Origin of the sequence: Kluyvera ascorbata ATCC 33433 (assembly GCF_000735365.1) — a bacterium.
Classification (GTDB): domain Bacteria; phylum Pseudomonadota; class Gammaproteobacteria; order Enterobacterales; family Enterobacteriaceae; genus Kluyvera; species Kluyvera ascorbata.
In genome coordinates, this window is record NZ_JMPL01000037.1 from 1 (window position 1) to 23,455 (window position 23,455).

The 23,455-nt window shown below is 55.3% G+C and carries 22 protein-coding genes and 1 tRNA gene; 21 read left to right on the forward strand and 2 right to left on the reverse strand.

Annotated features, from left to right (window positions below):
* The first annotated feature begins 74 nt into the window (after nucleotides 1–74).
* Nucleotides 75–149 (forward strand) — tRNA-Gln (locus GKAS_RS11000).
* Between the two features lie 112 nt (nucleotides 150–261).
* On the opposite strand, the gene ubiF is transcribed toward GKAS_RS11000, so the two are convergent.
* Nucleotides 262–1,437 (reverse strand): 3-demethoxyubiquinol 3-hydroxylase, encoded by a 1,176-nt coding sequence (gene ubiF, locus GKAS_RS11005; protein WP_035894345.1) that lies wholly within the window; start codon nucleotides 1,435–1,437, stop codon nucleotides 262–264.
* 149 nt (nucleotides 1,438–1,586) lie between these two features.
* Here ubiF and miaB point away from each other — a divergent pair, with 149 nt between their 5' ends.
* The 10 genes from miaB (at nucleotide 1,587) to rihA (ending at nucleotide 11,949) form a co-directional block, all read left to right on the forward strand.
* Nucleotides 1,587–3,011 (forward strand): tRNA (N6-isopentenyl adenosine(37)-C2)-methylthiotransferase MiaB, encoded by a 1,425-nt coding sequence (gene miaB, locus GKAS_RS11010; protein ID WP_035894308.1) that lies wholly within the window; start codon nucleotides 1,587–1,589, stop codon nucleotides 3,009–3,011.
* A gap of 153 nt (nucleotides 3,012–3,164) precedes the next feature.
* The gene (locus GKAS_RS11015) at nucleotides 3,165–4,211 is read left to right on the forward strand and encodes a PhoH family protein (RefSeq protein ID WP_035894310.1); all 1,047 of its coding nucleotides are present in this window, start codon (nucleotides 3,165–3,167) and stop codon (nucleotides 4,209–4,211) included.
* Complete coding sequence (gene ybeY, locus GKAS_RS11020; protein WP_035894311.1) at nucleotides 4,208–4,675, forward strand: rRNA maturation RNase YbeY; 468 nt, start codon at nucleotides 4,208–4,210, stop codon at nucleotides 4,673–4,675. Before GKAS_RS11015 ends, ybeY begins: the two co-directional genes overlap by 4 nt.
* 121 nt (nucleotides 4,676–4,796) lie before the next feature.
* Complete coding sequence (gene corC / locus GKAS_RS11025) at nucleotides 4,797–5,675, forward strand: CNNM family magnesium/cobalt transport protein CorC (protein ID WP_035894346.1); 879 nt, start codon at nucleotides 4,797–4,799, stop codon at nucleotides 5,673–5,675.
* Between the two features lie 5 nt (nucleotides 5,676–5,680).
* Nucleotides 5,681–7,219: an apolipoprotein N-acyltransferase gene (lnt, locus tag GKAS_RS11030; RefSeq protein ID WP_035894312.1), complete on the forward strand. Its 1,539-nt coding sequence runs from the start codon at nucleotides 5,681–5,683 to the stop codon at nucleotides 7,217–7,219.
* Between the two features lie 426 nt (nucleotides 7,220–7,645).
* Nucleotides 7,646–8,566 (forward strand): amino acid ABC transporter substrate-binding protein, encoded by a 921-nt coding sequence (locus GKAS_RS11035; RefSeq protein ID WP_035894313.1) that lies wholly within the window; start codon nucleotides 7,646–7,648, stop codon nucleotides 8,564–8,566.
* 166 nt (nucleotides 8,567–8,732) lie between these two features.
* Nucleotides 8,733–9,473 (forward strand): amino acid ABC transporter permease, encoded by a 741-nt coding sequence (locus GKAS_RS11040; protein WP_035894314.1) that lies wholly within the window; start codon nucleotides 8,733–8,735, stop codon nucleotides 9,471–9,473.
* Entirely contained in the window at nucleotides 9,473–10,147 is a 675-nt protein-coding gene (gene gltK / locus GKAS_RS11045; RefSeq protein WP_035894315.1) for a glutamate/aspartate ABC transporter permease GltK, read from the forward strand. The genes GKAS_RS11040 and gltK overlap by 1 nt, the downstream gene beginning before the upstream one ends.
* Nucleotides 10,147–10,872, forward strand: coding sequence for a glutamate/aspartate ABC transporter ATP-binding protein GltL (gene gltL, locus GKAS_RS11050; protein ID WP_035894316.1), 726 nt, complete (start codon nucleotides 10,147–10,149; stop codon nucleotides 10,870–10,872). The genes gltK and gltL overlap by 1 nt, the downstream gene beginning before the upstream one ends.
* Before the next feature lie 141 nt (nucleotides 10,873–11,013).
* Nucleotides 11,014–11,949, forward strand: a complete 936-nt coding sequence (gene rihA, locus GKAS_RS11055) for a pyrimidine-specific ribonucleoside hydrolase RihA (RefSeq protein ID WP_035894317.1) — start codon at nucleotides 11,014–11,016, stop codon at nucleotides 11,947–11,949.
* A 61-nt stretch (nucleotides 11,950–12,010) separates the two neighbouring features.
* Here rihA and GKAS_RS11060 read toward each other — a convergent pair whose 3' ends face one another.
* Nucleotides 12,011–12,493 (reverse strand): zinc ribbon-containing protein, encoded by a 483-nt coding sequence (locus GKAS_RS11060; RefSeq protein WP_035894318.1) that lies wholly within the window; start codon nucleotides 12,491–12,493, stop codon nucleotides 12,011–12,013.
* A 225-nt stretch (nucleotides 12,494–12,718) separates the two neighbouring features.
* Here GKAS_RS11060 and leuS point away from each other — a divergent pair, with 225 nt between their 5' ends.
* The 10 genes from leuS to rlpA all read left to right on the forward strand — a co-directional run bounded on the left by leuS (nucleotide 12,719) and on the right by rlpA (nucleotide 23,439).
* Nucleotides 12,719–15,301: a leucine--tRNA ligase gene (leuS, locus tag GKAS_RS11065; protein WP_115074590.1), complete on the forward strand. Its 2,583-nt coding sequence runs from the start codon at nucleotides 12,719–12,721 to the stop codon at nucleotides 15,299–15,301.
* Nucleotides 15,302–15,315: 14 nt separating this feature from the next.
* Nucleotides 15,316–15,888 carry an LPS assembly lipoprotein LptE gene (gene lptE / locus GKAS_RS11070; protein ID WP_035894321.1) on the forward strand — a complete coding sequence of 191 codons (573 nt, stop codon included), beginning with the start codon at nucleotides 15,316–15,318 and terminating at the stop codon, nucleotides 15,886–15,888.
* On the forward strand, nucleotides 15,888–16,919 hold the full coding sequence (holA, locus tag GKAS_RS11075) for a DNA polymerase III subunit delta (RefSeq protein WP_035894322.1): 1,032 nt from the start codon (nucleotides 15,888–15,890) through the stop codon (nucleotides 16,917–16,919). The genes lptE and holA overlap by 1 nt, the downstream gene beginning before the upstream one ends.
* The gene (nadD, locus tag GKAS_RS11080) at nucleotides 16,912–17,571 is read left to right on the forward strand and encodes a nicotinate-nucleotide adenylyltransferase (RefSeq protein WP_072011388.1); all 660 of its coding nucleotides are present in this window, start codon (nucleotides 16,912–16,914) and stop codon (nucleotides 17,569–17,571) included. Before holA ends, nadD begins: the two co-directional genes overlap by 8 nt.
* A gap of 23 nt (nucleotides 17,572–17,594) precedes the next feature.
* The gene (locus GKAS_RS11085) at nucleotides 17,595–18,206 is read left to right on the forward strand and encodes an adenosylcobalamin/alpha-ribazole phosphatase (protein WP_035894325.1); all 612 of its coding nucleotides are present in this window, start codon (nucleotides 17,595–17,597) and stop codon (nucleotides 18,204–18,206) included.
* A gap of 260 nt (nucleotides 18,207–18,466) precedes the next feature.
* Nucleotides 18,467–18,784, forward strand: a complete 318-nt coding sequence (gene rsfS / locus GKAS_RS11090; protein WP_035894326.1) for a ribosome silencing factor — start codon at nucleotides 18,467–18,469, stop codon at nucleotides 18,782–18,784.
* A 3-nt stretch (nucleotides 18,785–18,787) separates the two neighbouring features.
* Nucleotides 18,788–19,255: a 23S rRNA (pseudouridine(1915)-N(3))-methyltransferase RlmH gene (rlmH, locus tag GKAS_RS11095; protein ID WP_035894327.1), complete on the forward strand. Its 468-nt coding sequence runs from the start codon at nucleotides 18,788–18,790 to the stop codon at nucleotides 19,253–19,255.
* Between the two features lie 26 nt (nucleotides 19,256–19,281).
* Nucleotides 19,282–21,183, forward strand: a complete 1,902-nt coding sequence (gene mrdA, locus GKAS_RS11100) for a peptidoglycan DD-transpeptidase MrdA (protein WP_035894328.1) — start codon at nucleotides 19,282–19,284, stop codon at nucleotides 21,181–21,183.
* 2 nt (nucleotides 21,184–21,185) lie between these two features.
* Nucleotides 21,186–22,298, forward strand: coding sequence for a peptidoglycan glycosyltransferase MrdB (gene mrdB, locus GKAS_RS11105; protein ID WP_035894330.1), 1,113 nt, complete (start codon nucleotides 21,186–21,188; stop codon nucleotides 22,296–22,298).
* Between the two features lie 10 nt (nucleotides 22,299–22,308).
* Nucleotides 22,309–23,439, forward strand: coding sequence for an endolytic peptidoglycan transglycosylase RlpA (gene rlpA / locus GKAS_RS11110; protein ID WP_035894331.1), 1,131 nt, complete (start codon nucleotides 22,309–22,311; stop codon nucleotides 23,437–23,439).
* The last annotated feature ends 16 nt before the right edge of the window (nucleotides 23,440–23,455 follow it).

Consider the following 23,455-nt stretch of genomic DNA (forward strand, 5'->3'; position numbering starts at 1 on the left):
TACCAGCATTCCGAGGTTCGAATCCTCGTACCCCAGCCATTTTCAAAAAGTCGTTCACTTTGTGGACGTACCGTTGGGGTATCGCCAAGCGGTAAGGCTCTGGTTTCTGATACCAGCATTCCGAGGTTCGAATCCTCGTACCCCAGCCATTTTCAAAAAGCTCGCTTCGGCGAGCTTTTTTTGTTTTTGTACTTTTATATTCCCAGGGTCACTGAGTTTGCCCGGGCTACGTTGATAAGGTAACCCGGGACAAACCGAGAACTATAATCCCAGCGCGTACTTCAGCGCCTGACGCTTCAGCACGCCCGCGCGCTGCGCCGCCATTAATCCCACATTACGTAACACACGCAGCGGGCCGAGATCGTTACTGAACCCAGCGTAGAACAGATCCATCCCGCTCTGCATCAGCAGGTTATCTACCCGACGGCGCGCCTGATAACGCTGTAGCACCGGCAGGCTGGCCCAGTTTTCGCCGATGCTGCGCGCATTTGCCAGCACATCCAGCAGCGCGTCAACGTCGCGATAGCCAAGGTTTACCCCCTGCCCCGCCAGCGGATGAATGGTATGGGCAGCATCGCCAATCAGCGCCAGCCCCGGCTGTACATACTGCTGGGCATGACGGCGGGTTAATGGAAACGCTCCGGCCGCCGCCGGCATAACGGTTCCCAAACGCTGTGGGAAATGGCTCGCGATTTCTCGCTGTAGCTGCGGCATCGGCAGCGATTGCAACTGGCGAATCCGCGCCGGTGTGTCATACCACACCAGCGATGCCCAGTTATCAAACAGCGGCAGGAAAGCGCGCGGCCCGGTTGGTGAAAACTGCTGCCAGGTGCTGTCGCCGGGTTCATTGTCGCACTGTACGGTTATCAACATGCAGGACTGCGGATACTGCCAGCCGTTTGTGCCAATTCCCGCCTGCTGACGCACCTGCGAAAGCGCACCGTCGGCCCCCACCACCAGACGAGCAGCAACCTTGCGATCGTCATCCAGATGTAAAACGTGGCTATCGCCTTCGCCCCGCATGTCCTGCAGCGATGTGCCATGCAGTAGCGACACCTGCGGATGCGCCTCCAGTGCTTGCCAGAGCGCCAGTTGCAGGACGTTGTTCTCCACCATATAGCCAAGGTTCGGAAGTTTCAGCTCCTCGGCATCAAAAACAACGTGCGCCGTTTGCCATTCCCAGGTTTCCAGACGGCGCCAGGGGTGCGCACGCATCGCCAGTACGGCATCCCAGACGCCCAGGTCACGCAGCAACTGCACCGACGAAGCGCTGATGGCTGAAATCCGAACATCAGGCTGCGAGGTCGGGTCAAAGTCCGCTGGCGGATTCTTCTCCAGCACCGCCACGGAAAACCCCTGCTGCGCCAACCCTAACGCCAGCGCACCACCGACCATCCCGCCGCCAACTACCGCAACGTCTTTGTGTAGAATTGTCATCATTTATTATCCTTAAAGCCGAATACCTTCAGTTTACCGGACTTTCGCCCTCTGAGGCCAATAACCGTCAAGCTGGTCACAACCGCACCAAAGCATTACAATACGCGCCCTGCAATGTGGGCTATTCATAATTGAGCAAGAGCAAGTCGATGACAAAAAAACTCCATATTAAAACCTGGGGCTGTCAGATGAACGAATACGATTCATCAAAGATGGCCGATCTGCTGGATGCCACTCATGGGTATCAACTGACTGAAAACGCAGCAGAAGCCGACGTCCTGCTGCTGAATACCTGCTCAATCCGTGAGAAAGCCCAGGAGAAAGTCTTCCACCTTTTAGGCCGCTGGAAATTACTTAAAGCAAAAAATCCTAAGCTGATTATTGGTGTAGGCGGCTGCGTCGCCTCTCAGGAAGGCAAACTTATCCGCCAGCGCGCGCACTACGTGGATATCGTTTTTGGCCCACAGACTCTGCACCGTCTGCCAGAAATGATCGATGCCGTTCGTAATAACCGCCGCCCGGTGGTTGACGTCAGTTTCCCGGAAATTGAGAAATTTGACCGTCTGCCGGAGCCGCGCGCCGATGGCCCGACCGCGTTTGTCTCGATCATGGAAGGCTGCAACAAATACTGCACCTACTGCGTGGTGCCTTATACCCGCGGTGAAGAAGTCAGCCGTCCGTGCGACGATATTCTGTTTGAAATTGCCCAACTGGCCGCTCAGGGCGTACGTGAAGTCAACCTGCTGGGGCAGAACGTCAATGCCTGGCGCGGTGAAAACTACGACGGTACTACCGGCAGCTTTGCCGAGCTGCTGCGTCTGGTGGCGGCGATTGACGGCATCGACCGTATCCGTTTCACCACCAGCCACCCAATCGAATTTACCGACGACATTATCGACGTGTATCGCGATACGCCGGAGCTGGTGAGCTTCCTGCATCTGCCGATTCAGAGCGGCGCTGACCGCGTGCTGAACATGATGGGGCGCACCCATACGGCGCTGGAATACAAATCCATCATCCGTAAGCTGCGCGAAGCGCGCCCGGATATTCAGATTAGCTCCGACTTTATCGTCGGTTTCCCTGGCGAAACCGACCAGGACTTCGAGCAGACCATGAAGCTGATTGGCGACGTGAACTTTGACGTCAGCTTTAGCTTTATCTTCTCCGCCCGTCCAGGTACGCCAGCGGCCGATATGGTCGACGATGTACCAGAAGAGGTGAAGAAACAGCGCCTCTATATTTTGCAGGAGCGCATCAACCAGCAGGCCATGGCCTGGAGCCGCCGTATGCTGGGCACCGTGCAGCGTATTCTGGTGGAAGGTACCTCCCGTAAGAGCATTATGGAGCTGACCGGACGCACCGAGAACAACCGCGTGGTTAACTTCGAAGGCACGCCGGATATGGTCGGTAAATTCGTCGATGTGGAGATCGTTGATGTCTACACCAACTCACTGCGCGGCAAATTGGTGCGCACCGAGGACGAGATGGGCCTGCGCATCGTTGAATCACCGGAGTCGGTGATTGCGCGTACGCGTAAAGAGAGCGACGCGGGCGTCGGGATTTATCAGCCTTAATCTCCCTGGCCCGTCTCCCCTGACGGGCCTTGTATTTCCTGCTGCTATCCCCATATTTATTGCAATGCTTGCGCCTTTTTACTGCGGCGTGAATAATTCCTTTATCAGCCGGTCACGTCTTACTACCGGCAACTCACGTATAAGAGGAACAGTTTGAACATAGACACTCGCGAAATTACCCTGGAGCCAGCCGACAATGCCCGTCTGCTGAGCCTGTGTGGCCCGTTTGATGACAATATCAAACAGCTGGAGCGACGACTGGGCATCGAGATCAACCGCCGCGATAACCATTTCAAACTGACGGGACGCGCCATCTGCGTGACCGCCGCTGCCGACATTCTGCGCAGCCTGTACGTTGATACCGCGCCGATGCGCGGCCAGATTCAGGATATTGAGCCGGAACAGATTCACCTGGCGATTAAAGAAGCGCGCGTGCTGGAACAAAGCGCGGAGAGCGTGCCTGAATACGGCAAAGCCATCAATATCAAAACCAAACGCGGGGTGATTAAACCGCGTACGCCAAACCAGGCGCAGTATATCGCCCACATTCTCGACCACGACATCACCTTCGGCGTGGGCCCTGCGGGTACCGGTAAAACCTACCTCGCCGTTGCGGCTGCCGTTGATGCGCTGGAGCGCCAGGAAATTCGCCGTATTCTGCTGACCCGCCCTGCGGTTGAGGCGGGCGAAAAACTCGGCTTCCTGCCGGGTGATTTAAGCCAGAAGGTTGACCCGTATCTGCGCCCGCTGTACGACGCGCTGTTCGAAATGCTCGGCTTCGAGAAAGTTGAGAAGCTGATGGAGCGCAACGTCATCGAAGTTGCACCGCTGGCCTACATGCGCGGGCGTACGCTGAACGATGCCTTTATCATCCTCGATGAAAGCCAGAACACCACCATCGAGCAGATGAAAATGTTCCTGACCCGTATCGGCTTCAACTCGAAGGCGGTCATTACCGGTGACGTCACCCAGATTGACCTGCCGCGCAGCACTAAATCCGGCCTGCGTCACGCGATTGAAGTGCTGGCTGAAGTCGATGAAATTAGCTTTAACTTCTTCCACAGCGAAGACGTGGTGCGCCACCCGGTGGTTGCCCGCATCGTTAACGCTTATGAAGCGTGGGAAGAAGCCGATCAAAAACGTAAAGCCGAGCTGGCCGCAGAACGTAAACGCGAAGCTCAGGCGCAGGAGCAGAAATGAGTCAGGTGATCCTCGATCTCCAGTTGGCCTGTGAAAACAACACCGGTCTGCCAGAAGAAAGTCAGTTTCAGACATGGCTGGATGCCGTCATCCCGCAGTTTCAGGAAGAATCAGAAGTCACGATTCGCCTGGTGGATGAAGCGGAAAGCCACGAACTGAACCTCACCTACCGCGGTAAAGATAAACCGACTAACGTGTTGTCATTCCCCTTTGAAGCCCCACCGGGAATGGAAATGCCGCTGCTGGGCGATTTGATCATCTGCCGTCAGGTGGTTGAGCAAGAAGCCGTTGAGCAAGGCAAGCCGCTGGAAGCTCACTGGGCGCATATGGTCGTGCACGGTAGCCTGCATCTGCTCGGCTATGACCATATTGAAGATGAAGAAGCGGAAGAGATGGAAAGCCTCGAGACAGAGATAATGCTTGCTCTGGGCTATGAGGATCCGTACATTTCCGAGAAAGAATAAACGGTAGGGCTTCGGCCCTGCCTTTTATAGACGTGAAGTACCACGAGTATACATGCCGTCCGGCGCTGACTTTACGCGCGACGAGCGACAGTTAAATCAACATGAGAACCCAAACGACGCCATGAGCGACGACAATTCACACAGTAGTGACACAGTAAACAGCAAAAAGGGATTCTTCTCCCTCTTACTCAGCCAGCTTTTCCACGGTGAACCCAAAAACCGTGACGATCTCCTGGCGCTGATCCGTGATTCCGGGCAGAACGAGCTTATCGATGAAGATACGCGCGATATGCTTGAAGGGGTAATGGATATCGCAGACCAACGCGTCCGCGACATCATGATCCCGCGCTCCCAAATGATTACCCTGAAACGCAACCAGACCCTGGACGAATGTCTTGATGTGATCATCGAGTCCGCCCACTCGCGTTTCCCGGTGATCAGTGAGGATAAAGATCACATCGAAGGGATTCTGATGGCTAAAGACCTGCTGCCGTTTATGCGCAGCGACTCTGAAGCTTTCAGCATGGATAAAGTGTTACGCACCGCGGTTGTCGTGCCGGAAAGCAAACGGGTTGACCGTATGCTGAAGGAGTTCCGCTCCCAGCGCTACCATATGGCCATCGTTATCGATGAGTTTGGCGGCGTGTCGGGTCTGGTGACGATTGAAGACATTCTCGAACTGATTGTCGGCGAAATTGAAGATGAGTATGACGAAGAGGACGATATCGACTTCCGTCAGCTCAGCCGCCACACCTGGACGGTACGGGCGCTGGCCTCAATTGAGGACTTCAACGACGCGTTCAGCACCCACTTCAGCGATGACGAAGTAGACACCATTGGCGGTCTGGTGATGCAGGCCTTTGGCCATCTGCCAGCCCGTGGTGAAACCATCGACATCGATGGTTACCAGTTCAAGGTCGCTATGGCGGACAGCCGTCGTATTATTCAGGTTCACGTTAAAATTCCGGACGATTCCCCACAACCGAAACTGGATGAATAACCTTCATGGCCTTTGCCTCACTGCTTGAACGCCAGCGCATTCGTCTGCTGCTGGCGCTACTTTTCGGAGCCAGCGGTACGCTGGCTTTTTCTCCCTATGACATCTGGCCTGCGGCGATTGTTTCGCTGTTTGGGCTGCAGGCGCTGACGCTTAACCGTCGCCCCGTGCAGGCCGCCGCCATTGGTTATTTTTGGGGCTTTGGCCTGTTTGGTACCGGCATTAACTGGGTATACGTCAGCATCGCGCAGTTTGGCGGTATGCCGGGCCCGATCAACGTCTTCCTCGTGGTGCTGCTCGCGGCTTACCTGTCGCTGTATACCGGGCTGTTTGCCGGCATTCTGTCGCGCCTGTGGCCGAAGGCCAACTGGGTTCGCGTTGCCATTGCCGCACCGGTTGTCTGGCAAATCACCGAATACCTGCGCGGCTGGGTGCTGACCGGTTTCCCGTGGCTACAGTTTGGCTACAGCCAGATTGACGGCCCGCTGAAAGGGCTGGCGCCGCTGATGGGCGTGGAGGCCATCAACTTCCTGCTGATGGCCGTAAGCGGCCTGTTAGTGCTGGCATTGGTGACCCGTAGCTGGCGTCCGCTGGTCGTTGGCGTCGTTCTCTTCGCCCTGCCGTTCCCGCTACGTTATATCCAGTGGTATACCCTGCAAACCGATAAAACCACCCAGGTTTCGCTGGTGCAGGGCGATATTCCGCAGGCAATGAAGTGGGACGAAAAAGAGCTGCTGAATACGCTGAAAATTTACCTTGATGCCACCGAGCAGGTGATGGGCAAGTCGCAGCTGATTATCTGGCCTGAATCCGCTATCCCGGACCTGGAAATCAACCAGCAGCGCTTCCTGAGCATGATGGATGATTTACTGCGCGCCAAAGACAGTACGCTGATTACCGGTATCGTCGACTCACGCCTCAATAAGCAGAATCGCTACGACACCTACAACACCATCATCACGCTGGGCAAAGACAGCCCGTACAGCTACGAGTCGACTAACCGCTACAACAAAAACCACCTGGTACCGTTTGGTGAGTTTGTGCCGCTGGAGTCGATTCTGCGCCCACTCGCGCCGTTCTTTGACCTGCCGATGTCGTCATTCAGCCGTGGCCCTTACGTCCAGCCGCAGCTGCAGGCGCATAACCTGAAGCTGACTGCCGCAATCTGCTACGAGATTATTCTCGGCCAGCAGGTGCGCGACAACTTCCGCCCGGACACCAACTTCCTGCTAACAATCTCTAACGACGCATGGTTTGGTAAGTCCATCGGCCCGTGGCAGCACTTCCAGATGGCACGTATGCGCGCCCTGGAGCTGGCTCGTCCGTTGCTGCGCAGCACCAACAACGGTATTACCGCCGTAATCGGCCCACGCGGTGAAATTCAGGCGATGATCCCGCAGTTCACGCGCCAGGTACTGACCACCAAAGTGACGCCAACCACCGGCTTAACGCCTTATGCGCGAACCGGTGACTGGACGGTATGGCTGATTACCGCGCTGTTCGGTTTTGGCGCACTAGTCATGAGCCTGCGCCAGCGTCGCAAATAAAATAGTGCACCATCGACTGTAGGCCGGATAAGGCGGTACGCCGCCATCCGGCAACCGTGCAGTATTGCGCCTGATGGCGCTACGCTTATCTGGCCTACACGCTCTCTCTCCTTCCAAAACGCCCATTCTGGCACGCCAATTGCTTAATATAATCAAGAGGCTGCATATTCCCGATCGGCGCAACCAGGTTGCACCACAACACGACATCGGTGGCACCATTATTGTGCAAACTGCGATTTTTGCCTCAAAACGGTGCGGGGCGCCTCGCAAAAATAAACAATAAAGCAGCAAAATCTTTACATTAAGCCAAACTAAATGCTAACAAACACACATAACGCTGCACGCTAAAGACGCAGCGAAAACAACACAACAATCACAATGGGTATCAATGCATCTTTGCGGATGCAGAGGATAAAGGAGTTGGATATGCAATTACGTAAACTGGCCGCCGCCATGCTGGTCATGGGTGTGACCGCTGGCCTGGCGCATGCAGAAGACGCACAGCCTGCCGCCGATGCCGCGCAGCAATCGACGCTGGATAAAATTGCTAAAAACGGCGTTATCGTCGTAGGCCACCGTGAATCATCTGTGCCGTTCTCCTACTACGACAACCAGCAGAAAGTGGTCGGTTACTCTCAGGACTACTCCAACGCCATCGTTGACGCTATCAAGAAAAAGCTCAACAACCCGAAACTGGACGTGAAGCTGATTCCAATCACTTCTCAGAACCGTATTCCACTGCTGCAAAACGGCACCTTCGACTTTGAGTGTGGTTCCACCACCAACAACGTTGAGCGCCAGAAACAAGCTGCGTTCTCCGACACCATCTTCGTCGTCGGCACCCGTCTGCTGGTGAAAAAAGGCGGCCCGATTAAAGACTTCCCGGACCTGAAAGATAAAGCTGTTGTTGTGACCTCCGGTACCACCTCTGAAATTCTGCTGCACAAGCTGAACGACGAGCAAAAAATGAATATGCGCATCATCAGCGCCAAAGACCACGGCGACTCCTTCCGTACGCTGGAAAGCGGTCGTGCGGTGGCGTTTATGATGGATGATGCCCTGCTGGCGGGTGAACGTGCGAAAGCCAAGAAACCAGACAACTGGGAGATCGTCGGCAAGCCGCAGTCTCAGGAAGCTTACGGCTGTATGCTGCGTAAGAATGACCCGGACTTCAAAAAGCTGATGGATGACACCATCGCTCAGGCGCAGACTTCAGGCGAAGCGGCGAAATGGTTTGATAAGTGGTTCAAAAACCCAATTCCACCGAAAAACCTGAACATGAACTTTGAGCTGTCAGAAGAGATGAAAGCGCTGTTCAAAACGCCAAACGACAAAGCACTTAACTAATTAAAAAAATGGGGCGGATAAATCTGCCCTCTCGATTGTGGTTCAGCACGGACAGACTATACGTCAGGTGGTCGTTCCCCACCTGGCCTGAATACCGCAAAACGCTGTTCAACAATCTTCGAGGGTAGCAGGTCGTACTGCTACCCTTTTTTTTCTGGAGTTCATTATGTCAATAGACTGGAACTGGGGAATCTTTTTACAACAGGCCCCATTCGGCAACACCACCTATCTCGGCTGGCTCTGGAGCGGTTTCCAGGTCACCGTCGCACTCTCGATTACCGCCTGGATTATTGCTTTCCTCGTCGGCTCACTGTTCGGTATTCTGCGTACCGTTCCTAACCGCTTTTTATCCTCACTTGGTACCTGCTACGTTGAACTGTTCCGTAACGTTCCGCTGATCGTGCAGTTCTTTACCTGGTACCTTGTGGTGCCGGAATTGCTGCCGGAAAACCTCGGCATGTGGTTTAAGTCGGAGTTGGATCCGAACATTCAGTTCTTCCTCTCTTCGATGATCTGTCTGGGTCTGTTTACCGCCGCCCGCGTCTGCGAGCAGGTGCGTGCCGCCATTCAGTCGCTGCCGCGTGGGCAGAAGAACGCCGGTCTTGCGATGGGCCTGACCCTGCCGCAAACCTACCGCTACGTGCTGCTGCCGAACGCCTATCGCGTGATTGTGCCGCCGATGACCTCCGAGATGATGAACCTGGTGAAGAACTCGGCCATCGCCTCCACGATTGGTCTGGTGGATATGGCCGCGCAGGCGGGCAAGCTGCTGGACTACTCCGCGCACGCCTGGGAATCTTTTACGGCGATCACCCTCGCCTACGTCTTCATTAACGCCGTGATTATGCTGGTGATGGCGCTGGTGGAACGCAAAATCCGCCTGCCAGGCAATCTGGGAGGTAAATAATGTACGATTTTGACTGGAGTTCGATTGTTCCGTCGATGCCTTACCTGCTAGCAGGTCTGGTTATCACCCTCAAAATTACCGTCACGGCGATTATCATCGGTATCGTCTGGGGTACGCTGCTGGCGGTGATGCGTCTGTCGACGTTTAAACCCGTTGCCTGGTTTGCCAAAGCCTACGTCAACGTTTTCCGCTCCGTGCCGCTGGTGATGGTGCTGCTGTGGTTCTACCTGATTGTGCCGGGCTTCCTGCAAAACGTGCTCGGGCTGTCGCCGAAAAGCGATATCCGCCTGATCTCCGCGATGGTGGCATTCTCGATGTTTGAGGCCGCCTACTACTCCGAGATTATCCGTGCGGGCATTCAGAGCATTTCGCGCGGGCAGTCCAGCGCCGCGCTGGCGCTGGGGATGACCCACTGGCAGTCAATGAAGCTCATCATTCTGCCGCAAGCCTTCCGCGCCATGGTACCGCTGCTGTTAACCCAGGGGATTGTCCTGTTCCAGGATACCTCGCTGGTGTACGTCCTGAGCCTCGCGGACTTCTTCCGTACCGCTTCCACGATTGGTGAGCGTGACGGGACTCAGGTGGAAATGATCCTGTTTGCTGGTTTTGTCTATTTTGTGATTAGCCTTAGCGCCTCGCTGCTGGTCAGCTACTTGAAGAAAAGGACCGTATAATGATTACCCTGAAAAACGTCTCTAAATGGTATGGTCACTTTCAGGTGCTGACCGATTGCTCCACGGAAGTGAAAAAAGGTGAAGTGGTGGTGGTATGCGGGCCGTCCGGCTCCGGCAAGTCCACGCTGATTAAAACCGTTAACGGCCTGGAACCGGTACAGCAGGGCGAAATCCTGGTGAACGGCACCAGGGTTAACGACAAAAAAACCGACCTCGCAAAGCTGCGTTCTCACGTCGGCATGGTGTTCCAGCACTTCGAGCTGTTCCCGCACCTGTCTATCATCGAGAACCTGACGCTGGCGCAGGTGAAAGTGCTGAAGCGCGATAAAGCCGCAGCCCGCGACAAAGGCTTAAAGCTGCTTGAGCGCGTAGGGCTTTCCGCGCATGCCAACAAGTTCCCGGCACAGCTCTCCGGCGGCCAGCAGCAGCGTGTGGCCATCGCCCGCGCTCTGTGCATGGATCCGGTGGCGATGTTGTTTGACGAACCGACATCGGCGCTCGATCCTGAAATGATCAACGAAGTACTGGACGTCATGGTGGAACTGGCGAACGAAGGGATGACCATGATGGTGGTGACCCACGAAATGGGCTTTGCCCGCAAAGTGGCCAACCGCGTCATCTTTATGGATGAAGGCAAGATTGTTGAAGATGCTGACAAAGAGGCCTTCTTCGCCAACCCGAAATCTGACCGCGCGAAAGACTTCCTCGCCAAAATCCTGCACTAACTCTCCAGACGTAGCCCGGCCGAGCGAAGCGGCGCCGGGCTCCCCTTTTGCGCTCTGCATCACGCTTTGACGTCTCGATTCTCGTCCCTTCTCCATTCAAGCTTTACCCTTGTCACAAAATAATGCTGAAAAGGAACCGCTATGGCACAGCCGATTATTCTCGATTGCGACCCGGGTCATGACGACGCGATCGCCATTGTTCTCGCTCTGGCCTCACCTGAACTGGAGGTGAAAGCCATCACCTCTTCCGCCGGGAACCAGACGCCTGACAAAACGCTGCATAACGTACTGCGCATGCTGACGCTGCTGAATCGCCCAGATATCCATGTCGCTGGCGGCGCGGTGAAGCCGCTGATGCGCGAGCTGATTATTGCCGATAACGTGCACGGCGAAAGCGGGCTTGATGGCCCGGAGCTGCCGGAACCTTCGTTCGCGCCACAGCCGTGCACCGCCGTTGAGCTGATGGCCAAAACCCTACGTGAAAGCCCGCAGCCGGTGACGATTGTCTCTACCGGCCCGCAAACCAACGTGGCCTTGCTGCTAAACAGCCATCCTGAGCTGCACGCGAAAATCGCCAGCATCGTTATTATGGGCGGCGCAATGAGCCTGGGGAACTGGACGCCAGCCGCCGAGTTCAATATCTTCGTTGACCCAGAAGCGGCAGAAATCGTCTTCCAGTCGGGTATTCCGGTTGTCATGGCCGGACTTGATGTGACCCATAAAGCGCAGATCCACGCCGCCGATACCGAGCGTTTTCGCGCCATTGGCAACCCGGTTTCAACCATTGTTGCCGAGCTGCTCGACTTCTTTATGGAATACCACAAAGACGAAAAATGGGGATTTGTCGGTGCCCCGCTGCATGACCCGTGCACCATCGCCTGGCTGCTGAAGCCGGAGATTTTCACTACCGTTGAGCGCTGGGTCGGCGTAGAGACACAGGGGAAATATACCCAAGGCATGACCGTGGTGGATTATTACTTCCTGACGGGGAATAAGCCAAATTCAACGGTTATGGTAGATGTTGACCGTGAGGCGTTTGTTGACCTGTTAGCAGAGCGGTTAGCGTTTTATCATTAAGCCTGCCCCGGCGGCGCTTCGCTTGTAGCCCGGCCAAGCGCCGCGCCGCCGGGAATACCAATTAAGGCTCGAACGGCCGACGCTGGAACTGGTCATGCCCGCACTTCGGGCAGCGCGGCAGCACGTCCGGCGTATACACCGCCAGATGGTAGTGACATTTCTCACACACCAGGTTGCCCAGCCCCACCACTTCCCCGCTGTGATACACCCCGTGATGGTTCAAGTCCTGGAAAACCTCGCGCCACTCCAGCTGCGTTTTATCGGTAATATCCACCAGCTCCTGCCAGAGACTCTCCTTAATCACCCGCAAAAACACGCTGTCGGAATCCTCTTCCTGGCTTTCGCTGTAGCTCATCGCAAACTCTTCGAGGTCACGACGCACGGCGCGCAGCAGTTCATCAATTTCAGTGCGCGTTAACTCGCTGGTTTGTGCGACCTTCGCCCGCGCCTGTGCGACCAGGGCATCAATGTCACGTTCACCATTGCGCAGACGTTCAGTTAGCGAACCAACCAATTCACGGTAAATTTGAGCAACCTTGTTCATTGTTTCCTCTCCCAGCCAGTTAACCTCTTCTAATAATAGCCGTTATTTACTTTGTGCTTTGCCAGCTTTGCCACAGAGTTGATAAAAGTCACCCAGAGCTTTTCGCCGCCATAATGTGCGAAAGGCTGTTTTGACGTGAACGTTTGGGCTATGCTATGCGGATCTGAAATACCACGTCTATTGGCTACATTTGTAGCTGTATTGAAAATAGGATCACTGGCTGCCATGCAAGAGCAATACCGCCCGGAAGAGATAGAATCGAAAGTCCAGCTTCACTGGGATGAGAAGCGCACATTTGAAGTTACTGAAGACGAGAGCAAAGAGAAGTATTACTGCCTGTCGATGCTACCCTATCCTTCTGGTCGACTACACATGGGCCACGTCCGTAACTACACCATCGGCGATGTGATTGCTCGCTATCAGCGCATGCTGGGTAAAAACGTTCTGCAGCCAATCGGCTGGGATGCGTTCGGCCTGCCAGCTGAAGGCGCCGCGGTAAAAAACAACACCGCGCCTGCGCCGTGGACCTACGACAACATCGCGTACATGAAAAACCAGCTCAAAATGCTGGGCTTTGGCTATGACTGGAGCCGCGAGCTGGCCACCTGCACCCCGGAATACTATCGCTGGGAGCAGAAGTTCTTCACCGAGCTGTACAAAAAAGGCCTGGTGTACAAGAAGACCTCTGCGGTGAACTGGTGCCCGAATGACCAGACCGTACTGGCGAACGAACAGGTTATCGACGGCTGCTGCTGGCGCTGCGATACCAAAGTTGAGCGTAAAGAGATCCCGCAGTGGTTTATCAAAATCACCGCTTACGCCGACGAACTGCTGAGCGATCTGGACAATCTGGATCACTGGCCTGACACCGTGAAAACGATGCAGCGTAACTGGATTGGCCGTTCCGAAGGGGTTGAGATCTCCTTTGACGTTAACGACTACGCCGACAAGTTGACCGTTTACACCACCCGTCCAGATACCTTCATGGGTTGCACCTACCTGGCCGTTGCTGCAGGCCACCCGTTGGCACAGCAGGCTGCTGCGAACAACCCAGCCCTGGCTGCTTTTATCGACGAATGCCGCAACACCAAAGTGGCTGAAGCCGACATGGCGACCATGGAGAAAAAAGGCGTCGACACCGGCTTTAAAGCGATTCACCCACTGACTGGCGAAGCCATTCCAGTCTGGGCTGCAAACTTCGTGCTGATGGAGTACGGTACTGGCGCAGTGATGGCCGTTCCTGGTCACGATCAGCGCGACTATGAATTTGCAAGCAAATACGGTCTGAACATTAAGCCGGTTATTCTTGCTGCCGACGGCAGCCAGCCCGATCTCTCCGAGCAGGCGCTGACTGAAAAAGGCACTCTGTTTAACTCCGGCGAATTCGACGGCCTGAGCTACGAAGACGGCTTCAATGCGATTGCTGACAAACTGGCTGCAATGGGCGTTGGCGAACGTAAAGTTAACTACCGTCTGCGCGACTGGGGCGTATCTCGTCAGCGTTACTGGGGCGCACCAATCCCGATGGTGACGCTGGAAGACGGCACCGTACTGCCAACCCCTGAAGATCAGCTGCCGGTTATCTTGCCGGAAGATGTCGTCATGGACGGCATTACCAGCCCGATCAAAGCCGATCCAGAGTGGGCAAAAACCACCGTTAACGGTATGCCTGCACTGCGTGAAACCGACACCTTCGATACCTTTATGGAATCGTCATGGTACTACGCGCGTTATACCTGCCCGCAGTATCAGGAAGGCATGCTGGATTCTAAAGCGGCAAACTACTGGCTGCCGGTTGATATCTACATCGGTGGTATCGAACACGCCATCATGCACCTGCTCTACTTCCGCTTCTTCCACAAACTGATGCGTGATGCAGGCCTGGTGAACTCTGATGAACCGGCTAAGCAGCTGCTGTGTCAGGGCATGGTGCTGGCGGATGCCTTCTACTACGTGGGCGTCAACGGCGAACGTAACTGGGTTTCCCCGGTTGACGCTATCGTTGAGCGTGACGAAAAAGGTCGTATCGTAAAAGCGAAGGACGCGGCAGGTCATGAGCTGGTGTATACCGGCATGAGCAAAATGTCCAAGTCCAAAAACAACGGTATCGATCCACAGGTCATGGTTGAGCGCTACGGCGCAGACACCGTGCGTCTGTTCATGATGTTTGCTTCCCCAGCGGATATGACCCTGGAATGGCAGGAGTCCGGCGTAGAAGGGGCTAACCGCTTCCTGAAACGCGTCTGGAAACTGGTTTACGAGCACACCGCACGTGGCCCGGTTGCAGCCCTGAATACTGATGCATTGAGCGAAGATCAACAGGCTCTGCGCCGTGACGTTCATAAAACTATTGCTAAAGTTACCGATGATATCGGTCGTCGTCAGACCTTCAACACCGCCATCGCGGCGATTATGGAGCTGATGAACAAACTGGCGAAAGCACCGCAGGAAGGCGAACAGGACCGCGCTCTGATTCAGGAAGCGATGCTGGCGGTCGTGCGTATGCTCAACCCGTTCACCCCTCACGTTTGCTTCACGCTGTGGCAGGAACTGGGTGGTGAAGGCGATATCGATAACGCACCGTGGCCGGTAGCCGACGAAAAAGCGATGGTCGAAAACACCACGCTGGTCGTCGTTCAGGTCAACGGTAAAGTTCGCGGTAAAATCACCGTTGCGGTGGATGCGACCGAAGAACAAGTGCGTGAACGTGCAGGCCAGGAACACCTGGTTGCAAAATACCTTGAGGGCGTAACCGTACGTAAAGTGATTTACGTACCGGGCAAGCTGCTTAACCTGGTCGTTGGCTAAGCGCGGGAGGAAGCGTGCGATATCTGACAACATTGTTGTTATCTTTGGCGGTGCTGGTCACCGCTGGATGCGGCTGGCATCTGCGTAGTACTACGCAGGTACCGGACGATATGAAAACGTTGATTCTTCAGTCTAGCGATCCTAACGGCCCTCTGAGCCGCGCGGTCCGCGATCAGCTGAGAGCGAGCGGTATTACCGTACTTGATCAGAGCACGACGCGTCAGGACGTGCCGTCTCTGCGTCTTGGCTCATCCAGCATCCAGAAGGATACCGCCTCCGTCTTCCAGAATGGTCAAACTGCTGAGTACCAGATGGTGATGACGGTCAACGCTACGGTGCTGATCCCAGGTCAGGATATTTTCCCGATCAATACCAAAGTATTCCGTTCGTTCTTCGACAACCCACAAAAAGCGCTGGCGAAAGACAATGAACAGGACATAATCATCCAAGAGATGTACCAAAGAGCAGCGGAGCAGCTCATTCGTAAGCTGCCAAGCGTACACGCTGCTGATATCAAAGAGAGCGCGGCGAATCAGGCAGACGAGCCTGCCGCTGGCTCTCGTGTCTCCACTACTCTGGGTAACTGATGATTCGGTTGTACCCAGAACAACTCCGCGCGCAGCTCTCCGAAGGGTTGCGCGCGGCGTACCTCCTGCTCGGTAATGACCCCCTTTTCCTTCAGGAAAGCCAGGACGCTATACGGCACGCCGCCGTAAGCGAAGGCTTTATCGAGCACCATACCTTTACGCTTGATGCCAGTACCGACTGGCATGAGCTCTTTTCCCTGTGCCAGGCGATGAGCCTGTTCGCCAGCCGTCAGACGCTGCTGCTGCTGCTGCCTGAAAACGGCCCCAATGCTGCCATTAACGAGCAGCTCGCTACGCTGGTCGGCCTGCTGCATGACGATCTTCTGCTGATCGTTCGCGGCAACAAGCTGACCAAAGCACAGGAAAACGCCGCCTGGCTTACCGCACTGGCCACCCATGCCGTACAGATCAGCTGCCAGACGCCGGAACCGGCGAACCTGCCGCGCTGGCTTGCCAACCGCGCAAAACAGAACAACCTTCAGCTTGATGAACCTGCCAGCCAACTGCTGTGTTACTGCTATGAAGGTAACCTGTTGGCGCTATCGCAGGCGCTGGAACGGCTGTCACTACTGTGGCCGGACGGTAAGCTGACGCTGCCTCGCGTAGAACAGGCCGTTAACGATGCCGCGCACTTTACCCCCTTCCACTGGGTCGACGCCCTGTTAGCCGGTAAAAGCAAACGCGCGTTGCATATCCTGCAACAGCTACGATTAGAAGGCAGCGAGCCGGTGATTCTGCTGCGTACCGTACAACGTGAACTGCTGTTGCTGGTAACCTTGAAACGTCAGAGTGCACACACGCCGCTGCGTTCGCTGTTTGATAAGCATCGGGTCTGGCAAAACCGTCGTGGCATGGTGGGCGATGCGCTCAACCGCCTTAGCGCGCCGCAGCTTCGTCAAGCCGTCACGCTGTTAAGCCACGCGGAACTTACGCTTAAGCAAGATTACGGTCAGTCGGTCTGGGCTGAACTGGAAAGTTTGTCGCTACTGCTTTGTCATAAAGCACTGGCCGACGTTTTTATCGATGGATGATATGGCAAAACTACAGGCGCTTTTTGGCGGGACCTTCGATCCCATTCACTACGGTCACCTTAAGCCGGTAGAGATTCTGGCCAACCTGATTGGTCTGTCCCGGGTCATTATTATGCCCAACAACGTGCCGCCGCACCGCCCGCAGCCGGAAGCCACCAGCGAACAGCGCAAGTTTATGGCCGAACTGGCCATTGCCGACAAACCGCTGTTCGTTCTCGACGAACGTGAACTGCGCCGTGATACGCCGTCCTGGACGGCTGATACGCTGCTGGAATGGCGACAGGAGCAAGGTCCAGAGCAACCACTCGCCTTTATCATCGGCCAGGACTCACTGCTTACCTTCCCAAGTTGGGAGCGTTACGAAACGATCCTCGACAACGCTCACCTACTGGTGACTCGTCGACCTGGCTATCCGCTGACCATGAAGCAGGAAGAACACCAGCAGTGGCTCGACCGCCACCTCACCAGCAATATCGAAGACCTGCATAATCAGCCAGCCGGGAAAATTTACCTCGCGGAAACGCCGTGGTTTGACGTCTCCGCCACCTTGATTCGCGAACGCTTAGAGCGCGGCGAGTCCTGCGAGGAGATGATGCCGGAGGCAGTACTCTCTTACATCATGAATCAGGGGCTCTATCACCACGGAGCCTAACGCCAGGCTAAAGGGGAAGCAGGATGAAAATCTGGCTGGTACGCCACGGTGAAACCGAGGCCAACGTAGCAGGTCTATACAGCGGCCATGCCCATACTCCGCTAACCGCTAAAGGCATGAAGCAGGCTGAACGTCTCGGTGAGATGCTGCATCACGTTCCCTTCGACCGAGTGCTGTGCAGCGAACTGGAGCGCACCCAGCATACGGCGCGTCTGCTGTTAGGCAATCGTCACATTCCCGTCACGCCACACCCGCTGCTTAACGAAATGTTTTTCGGCGACTGGGAGATGCGTCATCACCGCGACCTTCAGGTTGAAGATAAAGAAAACTACGCCGCCTGGTGCGCCGACTGGCAGCATGCCGCGCCGACCAACGGCGAAAGCTTTCCCGATTTTTCTCATCGCATCTCGGCATTTACCGCCGAGTTCCCTCACTACCAGGATGAGAATCTACTTATTGTTAGTCACCAGGGCGTACTTAGCCTGCTGACAGCGCTGTTGCTCGGCATGCCGATGGCCGGAATGTGGCATTTCCGCATCGACCACGGCGCGTGGAGCGTTATTGATTTTTCAGCGGAATTCGTCACCCTCCGGGTGCTCAATAGTAGAGCAATCTGGCTACCTGAAGCGGAATAAAACGGATTTCTTCACCAGACGTCCGTCCACCCATTGACACCAATTGCCAGGCTGTTATTCTCCGCAGCCAGAATCATCCCCCTCCTGCACTTGTGGACAGAAATTGTTTTACAAAAATGGCGATGCAATCGGCGTAAAGGGATGGGATGATAGCCCGCCAGAACGCCCGTTCGGTGATTTTTTGTCCCGATAATGTTTTCAGTTCGGGTATACTGTCAGGCTGTTTAATATTGTTTATCTTCACACCCCAGGGGGAACACTTGCAGGGTAAAGCACTCCAGGATTTTGTTGTCGACAAAATTGATGATTTGAAAGGTCAGGACATCATCTCCATTGATGTTAAAGGTAAATCCAGCATCACTGATTGCATGGTTATCTGTACTGGCACCTCTAGCCGCCATGTAATGTCCATTGCCGACCATGTGGTCCAGGAATCCCGCGCCGCCGGTTTGCTACCGATGGGCGTTGAAGGCGAAAATACCGGCGACTGGATTGTTGTTGATTTAGGCGATGTCATTGTCCACGTCATGCAGGAAGACAGCCGTCGCCTGTATGAACTGGAAAAGCTCTGGGGTTAAGTTGTGAAGCTGCAGTTGGTCGCCGTCGGCACCAAAATGCCGGATTGGGTACAAACCGGGTTTACCGAATACCTTCGTCGTTTTCCGAAAGATATGCCGTTCGAACTGGTGGAAATTCCTGCCGGCAAGCGCGGTAAAAACGCGGACATCAAACGTATTCTGGATAAAGAGGGCGAGTTAATGCTCGCCGCCGCAGGAAAAAACCGCATCGTCACGCTGGATATTCCAGGCAAACCCTGGGATACGCCACAGCTTGCCCGTGAGCTGGAACGCTGGAAAGGTGACGGTCGTGACGTCAGCCTGCTTATCGGCGGCCCTGAAGGTCTTTCCCCGGCATGCAAAGCCGCAGCAGAGCAAAGTTGGTCGCTCTCCACGCTGACGCTCCCACACCCGCTTGTGCGCGTGCTGGTTGCCGAAAGTTTATACCGGGCGTGGAGTATTACCACCAACCACCCTTACCACCGCGAATAATGAGACCTAGGTAGATTAAGCAGCGAATGAAACTACAGAATTCTTTTCGCGACTATACGGCAGAGTCCGCGCTTTTTGTGCGCCGGGCGGTGGTCGCTTTTTTGGGAATTTTGCTGCTTACCGGCGTGCTGATTGCCAACCTCTACAATTTGCAGATCGTTCGTTTTACCGACTACCAGACGCGTTCTAACGAAAACCGCATCAAGCTGGTGCCCATCGCACCAAGCCGCGGCATTATTTACGATCGCAACGGGACGCCGCTGGCGCTTAACCGCACCATCTACCAGCTGGAAATCATGCCGGAAAAAGTCGACAGTGTGCAGGAGACCATTGATGGCCTGCGCAGCGTCGTTGACCTTTCCGATGATGATATTGCCGCCTTTAAAAAAGAGCGTGCACGTTCACACCGCTTTACCTCCATCCCGCTGAAAACTAACCTCACCGAAGTGCAGGTGGCGCGCTTTGCCGTCAACCAGTACCGTTTCCCGGGCGTTGAGGTTAAGGGCTACAAGCGCCGCTTCTATCCGTATGGTTCTGCCCTGACCCACGTTATCGGCTACGTCTCCAAAATTAACGATAAAGACGTCGACCGCCTGGATAAAGACGGTAAGCTCGCCAACTATGCGGCGACCCACGATATCGGCAAACTCGGTATCGAACGTTATTACGAAGACATGCTGCACGGGCAGACCGGCTATGAAGAGGTTGAGGTTAACAACCGTGGCCGCGTTATCCGACAGCTCAAAGAAGTCCCGCCGCAGGCCGGGCACGATATCTACCTGACGCTTGATCTGAAGCTCCAGCAGTATATCGAAACGCTGCTCGCCGGTAGCCGCGCCGCCGTCGTAGTCACAGACCCACGCAACGGCAGCATTCTGGCGCTGGTCTCAATGCCAAGCTACGATCCAAACCTGTTCGTTGATGGCATTTCCAGTAAAGACTACAGCGGCCTGTTAAACGATCCGAACACTCCGCTGGTTAACCGTGCGACGCAGGGGGTTTACCCACCAGCTTCAACGGTGAAACCGTATGTGGCCGTCTCCGCCATGAGCGCAGGCGTGATTAACCGCAATACCAGCCTGTTTGACCCAGGGTGGTGGCAGCTTCCGGGCTCAGAAAAACGCTATCGCGACTGGAAAAAATGGGGCCACGGCCATCTGAACGTTACCAAAGCGCTGGAAGAGTCCGCGGATACCTTCTTCTACCAGGTCGCCTATGATATGGGTATTGACCGTCTGTCCGAGTGGATGAGCAAGTTTGGCTACGGTGATTACACCGGCATCGACCTTGCGGAAGAGCGTTCCGGTAACATGCCGACGCGCGAGTGGAAGCTGAAACGCTTTAAAAAACCGTGGTATCAGGGCGATACCATTCCGGTGGGAATCGGTCAGGGTTACTGGACGGCGACGCCTATCCAGATGAGTAAAGCGCTGATGATCCTGATTAACGACGGCATTACCAAAACGCCTCATCTGCTGTCCAGCACGGTAGAAAATGGCAAAAAAGTCCCATGGATACAGCCGCCGGAGCCTCCTATTGGCGATATTCACTCCGGCTACTGGGAAATTGCCAAAGACGGGATGTTTGGCGTTGCCAATCGTGGTAACGGTACCGCGCATAAATATTTCGCCAGCGCACCGTACAAAATTGCCGCCAAGTCAGGTACCGCGCAGGTCTTCGGCCTGAAGGCAAACGAAACGTACAACGCCCATCGTATTGCAGAGCGTTTACGTGACCATAAATTAATGACCGCGTTCGCACCGTATAACGACCCGCAAGTGGCGGTCGCTATTATTTTAGAAAACGGCGGTGCGGGTCCGGCAGTTGGTACCATTATGCGTCAAATTCTCGACCACATTATGTTGGGCGATAACAACACCGATTTACCGGCTGAGAACCCAGCGGCCGCCGCATCGGAGGACCAATAAACATGACGGATAATCCGAACAAAAAATCCATTTGGGATAAAATCCACATCGATCCTGCCATGCTGCTCATTCTGCTAGCGCTGCTGACCTACAGTGCTCTGGTTATCTGGAGCGCCAGCGGCCAGGATATGGGTATGATGGAGCGAAAAATCGGCCAGATTGCGATGGGCATCGTCATCATGATCGTGATGGCGCAAATCCCACCGCGCGTATACGAAGGCTGGGCCCCGTGGCTCTATATCTTCTGTATTATCCTGCTCGTGGCGGTGGACGCCTTTGGTGCTATCTCCAAAGGCGCGCAGCGCTGGTTGGATCTGGGTGTCGTCCGCTTCCAGCCGTCAGAAATTGCCAAAATCGCGGTACCGCTGATGGTGGCGCGTTTTATCAACCGCGATGTCTGTCCACCGACGTTGAAAAACACCGGGATTGCGCTGGTACTGATCTTCCTGCCAACCCTGTTGGTTGCCGCGCAGCCTGACCTCGGGACCTCGATTCTGATCGCACTCTCTGGCCTGTTCGTACTGTTCCTGGCCGGCTTAAGCTGGCGTTTAATTCTGATTGCCGTTCTTCTGGTCGCCGCGTTTATCCCGATATTGTGGTTCTTCCTGATGCACGACTATCAACGTCAGCGAGTCATGATGCTCATGGACCCAGAATCAGACCCACTGGGCGCGGGCTACCACATTATTCAATCTAAAATCGCTATTGGTTCCGGCGGCCTGCGCGGAAAAGGCTGGCTGCACGGTACGCAGTCGCAGCTCGAGTTTCTACCGGAACGCCACACCGATTTTATCTTCGCGGTGCTTTCAGAAGAGCTGGGTCTTATCGGCATTCTTATTCTTCTGGCGCTCTACGTCCTGCTGATTATGCGGGGACTGTGGATTGCCGCTCAGGCGCAAACGTCCTTCGGCCGCGTGATGGCCGGCGGTTTAATGTTGATTTTATTCGTTTATGTCTTCGTAAATATTGGTATGGTAAGTGGCATCTTACCGGTGGTTGGCGTACCGCTACCGCTGGTCAGCTACGGGGGCTCGGCCCTAATCGTACTAATGGCCGGGTTTGGTATCGTTATGTCGATACACACCCACAGAAAAATGTTGTCAAAAAGCGTCTAAGGGGTGCTCAATGCGTAAGCAATGGCTTGGGATCTGCATAGCGGCAGGGCTGCTGGCGGCTTGTTCGAGCGATGATGTTCAGCAAAAAACCGTCTCTGCACCACAACCTGCAGTATGTAACGGCCCGTCGGTAGAAATCAGCGGGGCCGATCCGCACTTTGAGACCCTGAATGCAACCGCAAATCAGGACTATGAACGTGACGGTAAGAAATACAAAATCGTTCAGGACCCATCAAACTTCAGCCAGGCCGGTCTCGCCGCCATTTATGATGCCGAACCGGGCAGCAACCTGACCGCTTCCGGTGAAGCTTTTGACCCGACGCAGCTGACGGCGGCGCACCCGACGTTGCCTATCCCAAGCTACGCGCGTATCACCAACCTGGCCAACGGTCGAATGATCGTGGTACGCATTAACGATCGCGGTCCTTATGGCAACGATCGTGTAATCTCTCTTTCTCGCGCAGCAGCGGACCGTCTGAACACCTCCAACAATACCAAGGTCCGTATCGACCCGATTATTGTGGCTCAGGATGGTTCACTTTCCGGTCCAGGCATGGCCTGTACCACCGTGGCGAAACAGACCTACGCCCTGCCGAGCCGCCCGGACCTGAGTGGCGGGATGGGCAGCGCCTCTTCCGCCCCGCAGGCCAGCGCGCCACAGGGTGACGTTCGCGCGATCAGCAACGATACCCTGACCTCCGCCGACAACGGCGAAGGCGCACCGGTGAAAAGCGGCGGCTTCCTTGGCGCTCCAACGCCATTAAATAGCGGCGTACTGGAAGAGCCGGCTCCAACACCAGCCCCTGCCGCGACGGCAGCACCGGTGAGCGCGCCAGCAAGCACCGCTCCGGTTAGCGCCCCAGCGGCCGCAGCCGTTGCCGCCCCGGCCGCCGCCTCAACCGCATCCGCTGCCACCGGCGATTACGTCGTTCAGGTGGGTGCCGTTAGCGATCAGACGCGTGCACAGCAGTATCAACAGCGCTTAAGTCAGCAGTTTTCCGTACCGGGCCGCGTCACGCAAAACGGCGCGGTCTGGCGTATTCAGCTCGGCCCGTTCGGCAGCAAAAGCGCGGCCAGCACAATACAACAGCGTTTGCAGAGCGAAGCGCAGCTGCAATCGTTTATTACTCACGCCAACTAGAACGCTCAGAGGTATC

What these genes read in the sequence shown, in the direction of transcription:
- ubiF (WP_035894345.1), bottom strand. Translation starts at nt 1,437, where the DNA reads ATGACAATTCTACACAAAGACGTTGCGGTAGTTGGCGGCGGGATGGTC.
- miaB (WP_035894308.1), top strand. Translation starts at nt 1,587, where the DNA reads ATGACAAAAAAACTCCATATTAAAACCTGGGGCTGTCAGATGAACGAA.
- ybeY (WP_035894311.1), top strand. Translation starts at nt 4,208, where the DNA reads ATGAGTCAGGTGATCCTCGATCTCCAGTTGGCCTGTGAAAACAACACC.
- corC (WP_035894346.1), top strand. Translation starts at nt 4,797, where the DNA reads ATGAGCGACGACAATTCACACAGTAGTGACACAGTAAACAGCAAAAAG.
- lnt (WP_035894312.1), top strand. Translation starts at nt 5,681, where the DNA reads ATGGCCTTTGCCTCACTGCTTGAACGCCAGCGCATTCGTCTGCTGCTG.
- GKAS_RS11035 (WP_035894313.1), top strand. Translation starts at nt 7,646, where the DNA reads ATGCAATTACGTAAACTGGCCGCCGCCATGCTGGTCATGGGTGTGACC.
- GKAS_RS11040 (WP_035894314.1), top strand. Translation starts at nt 8,733, where the DNA reads ATGTCAATAGACTGGAACTGGGGAATCTTTTTACAACAGGCCCCATTC.
- gltK (WP_035894315.1), top strand. Translation starts at nt 9,473, where the DNA reads ATGTACGATTTTGACTGGAGTTCGATTGTTCCGTCGATGCCTTACCTG.
- gltL (WP_035894316.1), top strand. Translation starts at nt 10,147, where the DNA reads ATGATTACCCTGAAAAACGTCTCTAAATGGTATGGTCACTTTCAGGTG.
- rihA (WP_035894317.1), top strand. Translation starts at nt 11,014, where the DNA reads ATGGCACAGCCGATTATTCTCGATTGCGACCCGGGTCATGACGACGCG.
- GKAS_RS11060 (WP_035894318.1), bottom strand. Translation starts at nt 12,493, where the DNA reads ATGAACAAGGTTGCTCAAATTTACCGTGAATTGGTTGGTTCGCTAACT.
- leuS (WP_115074590.1), top strand. Translation starts at nt 12,719, where the DNA reads ATGCAAGAGCAATACCGCCCGGAAGAGATAGAATCGAAAGTCCAGCTT.
- holA (WP_035894322.1), top strand. Translation starts at nt 15,888, where the DNA reads ATGATTCGGTTGTACCCAGAACAACTCCGCGCGCAGCTCTCCGAAGGG.
- nadD (WP_072011388.1), top strand. Translation starts at nt 16,912, where the DNA reads ATGGATGATATGGCAAAACTACAGGCGCTTTTTGGCGGGACCTTCGAT.
- GKAS_RS11085 (WP_035894325.1), top strand. Translation starts at nt 17,595, where the DNA reads ATGAAAATCTGGCTGGTACGCCACGGTGAAACCGAGGCCAACGTAGCA.
- mrdA (WP_035894328.1), top strand. Translation starts at nt 19,282, where the DNA reads ATGAAACTACAGAATTCTTTTCGCGACTATACGGCAGAGTCCGCGCTT.
- mrdB (WP_035894330.1), top strand. Translation starts at nt 21,186, where the DNA reads ATGACGGATAATCCGAACAAAAAATCCATTTGGGATAAAATCCACATC.
- rlpA (WP_035894331.1), top strand. Translation starts at nt 22,309, where the DNA reads ATGCGTAAGCAATGGCTTGGGATCTGCATAGCGGCAGGGCTGCTGGCG.